We start from the raw sequence: 7185 nt of genomic DNA, 5'->3' as shown, positions 1-7185 counted from the left end.
AGGGGGATAGTATTCAAGGCTCCCAAAGCCGCTCAAACACGCAAAAAACACCGAGAAAGATACAAGAACCTTTGAGCGGCGCATTGCGCAATAGTCTCACTTGCAGGAAGCTCGGAGCTTGTTCGGTTGGTTTGGTTGCCATGTCGATACAGTTAATTACACATTAAAGATATTAATAATCAGAGATATATACAACGTTTCCAACCGAAAACAGGCAAAATGCCGTGCAACGGTCTCATTTGATACAAATGTTTGGCTCTTGTGCTCTATGCATAGGTCTGAGCATAAGGGCGGGGGGCCTAGGGTTAGTGGCATCTACTCAAAAATGCCAAAACTTAGTATGGCAATTGTTCTACTTTTTGGTTAAGGAGTGTTAAGGATATAGTGAGGAATTTATGGGAATGGTATAACGGTTCATAAAGGAGAATGGTTTGGCTGAAAGAAATTGATGGGCAGATTGATTCGGATCGTAGGGCTAACCCCATCAGGTGTATCGACTAATCCTAAAGGATTGATGGGAGGAAACACGCAAAATAGAGCAAGAAGGCTGTGAGATTGATTGGGATTTTAGTCTATATATCTATTTGCTAGTCGGTTGTACTTGTGCTTTTTTAAGCCCCTCTCCCTCTGCCTCTGGGAGAGAGGTGCGCAAACGAGGTCGGAGTGATCTAGAGCCTCCTAGAGGCCAAATACGAGGTTTCCCGATGTTCCGCTCGACTAGAGAGTGTCTGCTCGATCATCATACAGAGGAGTAAAAGAATGTATAAATTGAGCAGTGGGGATAGGGCTTATAGGCTTACCAAAAGGGGTGCTACAAGTCCTAATATTATGTAAGGAATAATCTCTATCTTTGTCAGGTTAGTCAATTCTTTAGATAATCAACGTAGATACATCATTATGATGAATATAGGAGATCGGGTAGAGGATTTGCTTGGGCTAGACCAAGATGGGCGAGAGGTTCGCTTGTCGGATTACCCAGACCGCAAGGTTGTCCTCTACTTTTACCCCAAAGACAATACTGCCGGCTGTACAGCTCAGGCCTGTAGCCTAAGAGATGGATATGCAGAGCTCAGAGCTGCGGGCTATGAGGTCGTGGGTGTCAGCCGAGATACGGCCAAGAGCCACCGTGGCTTCATCGACAAGCATAGCCTCCCCTTTAGGCTGATTGCCGATACGGACGTTAGGCTCAACGAGCAGTTTGGCGTTTGGGTAGAGAAGAGTATGTATGGCCGTAAGTATATGGGTACGGAGCGCACGAGCTTCGTGATCGGTACGGACGGACGTATTGAGCGGATTATCCGAGGCCGAGCTGTCGTGACAGCAGACCACGCCGCCCAAATCTTGGCCGAGCAGGCATAGGGTTCTCTACTCCTAGGCTACTATACCGATGACAATTAAGTAAGTAATATATATGAGTTCAGAAGAAACAAAGGACGTACAGCAAAGCAAGCCCGGCTTGCCCGAGAATAAGCTCAAAGCCCTACAAGCTGCCATGGCTAGCATCGAGAAGACGCATGGCAAGGGTGCCATTATGAATATGGGTGCGACGCCTGTGGAGGCCATCAGTGTTATTCCCTCTGGTTCCGTAGGGCTAGACCTTGCTTTAGGTGTCGGCGGTTACCCTCGTGGGCGTATCGTAGAGATTTATGGGCCAGAGTCGTCTGGTAAGACGACTCTCGCTATCCACGCCATTGCCGAGGCACAGAAGGCTGGTGGCGTAGCAGCTATTGTCGATGCAGAGCACGCTTTCGACCCTACCTATGCCCAGAAGCTAGGTGTAGACATTGATAATCTGTGGATCTCACAACCAGATAATGGCGAGCAGGCTCTAGATATTGCCGAGCAGCTCATTCGCTCCAATGCTGTGGACCTCGTGATCATCGACTCTGTGGCTGCCCTAACGCCTAAGGCCGAGATCGAGGGAGATATGGGCGACAACAAGGTTGGTTTGCAGGCTCGCCTGATGTCACAAGCTTTACGTAAGATGACGGGGGCTGTAAATAAGTCAAATACGACCTGCATCTTCATCAACCAACTACGTGAGAAGATCGGGGTTAGTTTCGGCAATCCCGAAACGACCACTGGAGGTAATGCCCTCAAGTTCTACGCTTCTGTCCGCATCGACATTCGCAAGAGTACGGCGATCAAAGATGGTGAGGAGGTACTCGGTAATCTGACGAAGGTCAAGGTCGTCAAGAACAAAGTAGCTCCTCCGTTCCGCAAGGCAGAGTTCGATATCGTCTACGGCGAGGGTATCTCTCGCACGGGTGAGATTATCGACCTCGGTACCGAGCACAATATCATCAAGAAGAGTGGTTCTTGGTTTAGCTATGGCGAGAATAAGCTAGGGCAGGGGCGTGAGGCGGCTAAGGCAACGCTACAAGCCAATCCCGAGCTAGCTGACGAGCTGTCAGCCCTGATTATCGCCAAGATCAAGGAGGAGAGCAAGGCCTAGTATGGGTAAGCTGGTCATCATCTCGGCTCCCTCGGGCACGGGCAAGAGCACGATCATTAATAAGCTCATGGCAGAGGTGCCCGAGCTACGCTTGCGCTTCTCGGTGTCTGCTACCAGCAGACAGCCTAGAGGCAACGAGCGACACGGCGTAGAGTACTATTTCTTCTCGCCAGATGAGTTTCGCCGACGCATCGAGGCGGGGGACTTCCTCGAGTGGGAGGAAGTGTACGAGAATAAGTACTACGGCACGCTCAAAAGCGAGGTTGAGCACATCTTGGCTCAGGGGGATAATGTGATCTTTGATGTGGACTGCGTCGGCGGTCGCAACATCAAGAGTTGCTACGGAGATCGGGCGCTAAGCCTCTTCATCAAGCCTCCCTCGATCGAGGAGCTACGTACAAGGCTTACGAGCCGCTCTACAGATAGCCCCGAGGTTATCGAGGAGCGTCTGGCCAAGGCCGAGCAGGAGCTGGCGCATGCCGATCACTTCGATCTGCAAATCGTCAATGACGACTTGCAGAGCTGCTTCGAGCAGGTCCGCATAGCTCTAGGGCAATTCCTCGCCCAGTAGTGAGCTGAGTAAATGAGTATGGTGGTGTGTCAAAGTCTTTTTGGCGCACCACCGTTTGATTTTCGTTATCATCAAGTATGAGGAGTCAATGTACAACGAACACCATTCCCTATATCTAGCAACGCAGTGGCGGTACGCTAGTTTCTTACTATCTTTGTGGATAAATCAAAATGATGATTTTATAGAATCATGAGCGAAGAAATCAAAGACAACGCTATGGGCGCCGACTATTCGGCCAGTAGCATTCAAGTACTGGAGGGGCTAGAAGCAGTGCGCAAGCGTCCTGCCATGTATATCGGGGATATTGGAGAGAAGGGCCTGCACCATCTCGTATATGAAGTTGTAGATAACTCAATCGACGAAGCTCTAGCTGGCTATTGTACAGATATTCAGGTCGTCATCAACGAAGACAACTCCATAGAGGTACACGACAACGGTCGTGGTATCCCTGTGGATATTCACGAGAAGGAAGGTAAGAGTGCCCTAGAGGTGGTACTGACGGTACTGCACGCAGGGGGTAAGTTCGACAAGGGTTCGTACAAGGTTTCGGGCGGTCTGCACGGGGTCGGTGTGAGCTGTGTGAATGCCCTCTCTACGTATCTCAAAGCTATTGTGCATCGTGACGGTAAGATCTACTCAATGGAGTTTAGCTGTGGTATCCCAACCACAGAGCTACAAGTCATTGGCGAGACCGATCGCACGGGTACTACGGTGATCTTCAAACCCGACACCTCTATCTTTATCGTAGGGGAGTATCAGTTCAAGATTCTCTCCGATCGTCTACGTGAGCTGGCTTACCTCAATGCTGGTATTCGCTTGACCCTTACCGATCGCCGTGAACAGAATGAGGACGGTAGCTACAAGAGCGAGAGCTACTACTCCGAGGACGGGCTCAAGGAGTTCGTGCGCTACATCAATCGTAGTAAGGAATCGCTGGTAGAGGACATCATTCACATCACAACAGAGAAGCAAGGTATCCCCGTAGAAGTGGCTATGACCTACAATACTTCTTATACGGAGAATGTTTATAGCTACGTCAATAATATCAATACTATTGAGGGAGGAACGCATCTGGCGGGCTTCCGCCGTGGTCTGACACGTACGCTCAAGAAATATGCTACCGACTCCAAGCTCCTAGATAAGGTCAAGGTCGAGATCACGGGCGATGACTTCCGTGAAGGGCTGACCGCAGTGGTAAGCATCAAGGTGGCAGAGCCTCAGTTTGAGGGTCAGACCAAGACGAAGCTCGGTAACAACGAAGTAATCGGGGCGGTGGACATAGCTGTGAGCGAAGCCCTAGAGAACTATCTGGAGGAGCACCCTAAAGAGGCTAAAATCATCGTCGATAAGGTTGTACTAGCAGCTACGGCTCGTCAAGCAGCTCGTAAGGCTCGTGAGATGGTGCAGCGCAAGTCGCCACTCTCTGGCGGTGGCTTACCCGGTAAGCTCGCAGATTGCTCGAGCAAGGATCCCGAGCAGAGTGAGCTATTCCTCGTCGAAGGGGATTCGGCCGGTGGCACAGCTAAGCAGGGCCGCGACCGAGAGTATCAGGCTATTCTCCCTCTGCGTGGTAAGATCCTCAACGTAGAGAAAGCAATGCAGCACAAGGTACTCGAGAGCGAAGAGATTCGCAATATCTACACGGCACTGGGCGTGACCATCGGTACCGAAGAGGACAGTATGGCGCTCAACCTCTCCAAGCTCCGCTACCACAAGGTGATCATCATGACCGATGCCGACGTGGACGGTAGCCACATCGCCACGCTCATCTTGACCTTCTTCTTCCGCAATATGCGTAGCCTCATCGAGAGCGGCTACGTCTACATTGCTACGCCTCCGCTCTACCTCTGTCGGCGAGGTAAGGAACAGGAATACTGCTGGACAGAGCAGCAGCGACAGGCTTTCATCGACCGTGTTGCAGATGGGGACGAAAGCAAGGTACACGTGCAGCGCTACAAGGGTCTTGGTGAGATGAACGATGAGCAACTCTGGGAGACAACAATGAACCCAGAGAACAGAACGCTCCACCGCATCACGGTAGAGAATGCGGCCGAGGCCGACTCAATCTTCTCGATGCTCATGGGCGACGACGTAGGCCCTCGCCGTGAATTTATCGAGGCTAATGCGACCTACGCTCGTATTGACGCATAAATAAGGATTCATCTTATGAAACTTAACGATCTATCTCAAGCCGTACGGGCATTGAATCAAGAGGTAGACCGACATCTCGGGAGGGACCATTCGGTCGCTCCCGTTTGTCTTGGTAAGCCTCGAATCGGGATTACGGTCAATCAGACCCAGTATGGCTCATCGCTGGCGAGGGCTTATTCAGATGCCATCATCAGAGCTGGAGGAGTTCCGTTTCTACTTCCGCTTACCGATGATATAGATACCCTGCTAGAGAGCCTGCAGAGCTTGGACGGCTTGCTCCTCTCTGGTGGTAGCGACCTTAACCCAATTTACCTAGACGAAGACCCAATACGTGGCTTGGGTGAAGTCGATCCCGAGCGTGATCGCTATGAGCTTATCCTTATTCGTCTAGCTACTCGCCTCAGTATGCCTATATTCGGTATCTGTCGTGGGCATCAGCTACTCGGTGTTGCCTACGGCTCTACCCTGTTTCAAGACATCGTTAGCCAATACACGGTGGAGTATGCGATCGATCATTCGCCCAAGATTCCCAAGACCATTGGAGCTCATCGGCTGACGGAAGTTACACCTCGTGGACGCTTGGCAGACATTCTCGGCATCGAGGAGGGCGAAGATATTTACGTCAATAGCCTGCATCATCAGGCGCTCAGGGAGGTGCGTCCTCCTTTCGTGGAGCATGCGATGGCTGCTGACGGCATCAATGAGGCGATTGATGCTTACCCCGAATTGGATATTCTGGCTGTACAGTGGCACCCTGAGCAAATGGTTGCTGGAGGCGATGCTCGTCAACTCAGGCTCTTCGCACACATCGTGGAGCGTGCTCGGCTGTATCGTAGGGCGCGCCAGTTCCACACCACCGAGCTAACGCTTGATTCGCACACCGATACGCCGATGTGCTTTGCGCAAGACTTTAGACTTGGGGAGTACGGCCCGACGCTTGTGGACCTGCCTAAGCTAGAGCTTGGGCAGATCGACGCCAGCATCATGGTTGCCTATTTGCCACAAGGCGAGCTGTCGGACGAAGCGCACGAGCGAGCGATTGGCTATGCCGAGGCCAAACTCACAGAGCTACATCGTCAAGTTGGGCTCTATCCCGATCGTGCTTGCATCGCTCGATCGGCCGCCGACGTCAAATCGGCCAAGGCAAGAGGGCTCAAGGCTATTATTCCTGCCATAGAGAACGGCTATGCCCTTGGAGAGCGACTTAGCCTGCTCCAGTACTATCGAGATCGTTACGGTATCGTCTACGTAACGCTATGCCACAATGGCGATAACGCGATCTGCGACTCTGCTCGCAAGAGTGAGCGCACACATGGCGGACTTAGCCCATTTGGTCGAGAGGTTGTCCGAGAGATGAATCGCCTTGGTTTGATGATTGATCTTAGTCATACAGGAGAGGAAACGGTAGCCGATGTGCTAGAGCTAAGCACTCAGCCCGTGATTGCTAGCCACTCCTCTGCCCGAACACTTTGTGATCACCCACGCAACCTCACCGACGATCAGATCCGAGCTATCGCTCGCAAGGGGGGAGTTGTGCAGATCTGCCTCTATGCTGGTTTTATTCATCAGGACGATCAGCAGGCTAGTCTGCTCGATGCGGTCGAGCATATCGAACACATCATTCGTATTGCTGGGATCGAGCACGTGGGTATCGGCTCGGACTTCGACGGAGATGGCGAGCTGATTGGTTGTCGCTCTACTCTAGATCTCGTACGCATCACGATGGAACTACTGGCTCGTGGCTACGATGAAGAAGATCTTGCCCTAATCTGGGGTGGCAACTTCCTGCGTGTCATGGAGCAGTGCCAGAGCTCTGCCGAGGTGTAAGCACCACGACTCTACTGCCAAACGGATATTATTACCTAAGCCTCGAGAGAGATTGTGAGTACAATCCTCTCGGGGCTTAGCTGCATTTGGGAGAGTTGGTATAACCTCTATGGGAGGCTAAACTTTTATAGATTTTTCTTTTATAGATGTTTACGAGTGTTTTGTTTGCTCCCTGCATGGA

The 7185-nt window shown here is 51.5% G+C and carries 5 protein-coding genes; all 5 read left to right on the top strand.

Translation table 11 applies throughout. The annotated features are described in order from the left end of the window. Positions 1–897: 897 nt before the first annotated feature. The 5 genes from bcp (at position 898) to HQ41_RS08730 (ending at position 7004) form a co-directional block, all read left to right on the top strand. On the top strand, positions 898–1359 hold the full coding sequence (gene bcp / locus HQ41_RS08750) for a thioredoxin-dependent thiol peroxidase (RefSeq protein ID WP_044190607.1): 462 nt from the start codon (positions 898–900) through the stop codon (positions 1357–1359). A 52-nt stretch (positions 1360–1411) separates the two neighbouring features. Beyond that, positions 1412–2455: a recombinase RecA gene (gene recA, locus HQ41_RS08745; protein WP_044190604.1), complete on the top strand. Its 1044-nt coding sequence runs from the start codon at positions 1412–1414 to the stop codon at positions 2453–2455. A gap of 1 nt (position 2456) precedes the next feature. After that, a complete protein-coding gene (gmk, locus tag HQ41_RS08740; RefSeq protein WP_044190602.1) occupies positions 2457–3026 on the top strand; it encodes a guanylate kinase in 570 nt (189 codons plus the stop codon). Positions 3027–3215: 189 nt separating this feature from the next. After that, the gene (gyrB, locus tag HQ41_RS08735) at positions 3216–5177 is read left to right on the top strand and encodes a DNA topoisomerase (ATP-hydrolyzing) subunit B (RefSeq protein WP_044190600.1); all 1962 of its coding nucleotides are present in this window, start codon (positions 3216–3218) and stop codon (positions 5175–5177) included. A 15-nt stretch (positions 5178–5192) separates the two neighbouring features. Further along, positions 5193–7004, top strand: coding sequence for a membrane dipeptidase (locus HQ41_RS08730; protein WP_044190597.1), 1812 nt, complete (start codon positions 5193–5195; stop codon positions 7002–7004). Positions 7005–7185: the final 181 nt, after the last annotated feature.

This window comes from Porphyromonas sp. COT-290 OH860, assembly GCF_000768935.1.
GTDB lineage: Bacteria > Bacteroidota > Bacteroidia > Bacteroidales > Porphyromonadaceae > Porphyromonas.
Note: the sequence above shows the minus strand (reverse complement) of the source record. Positions and strands in the feature narration are given on the sequence as shown.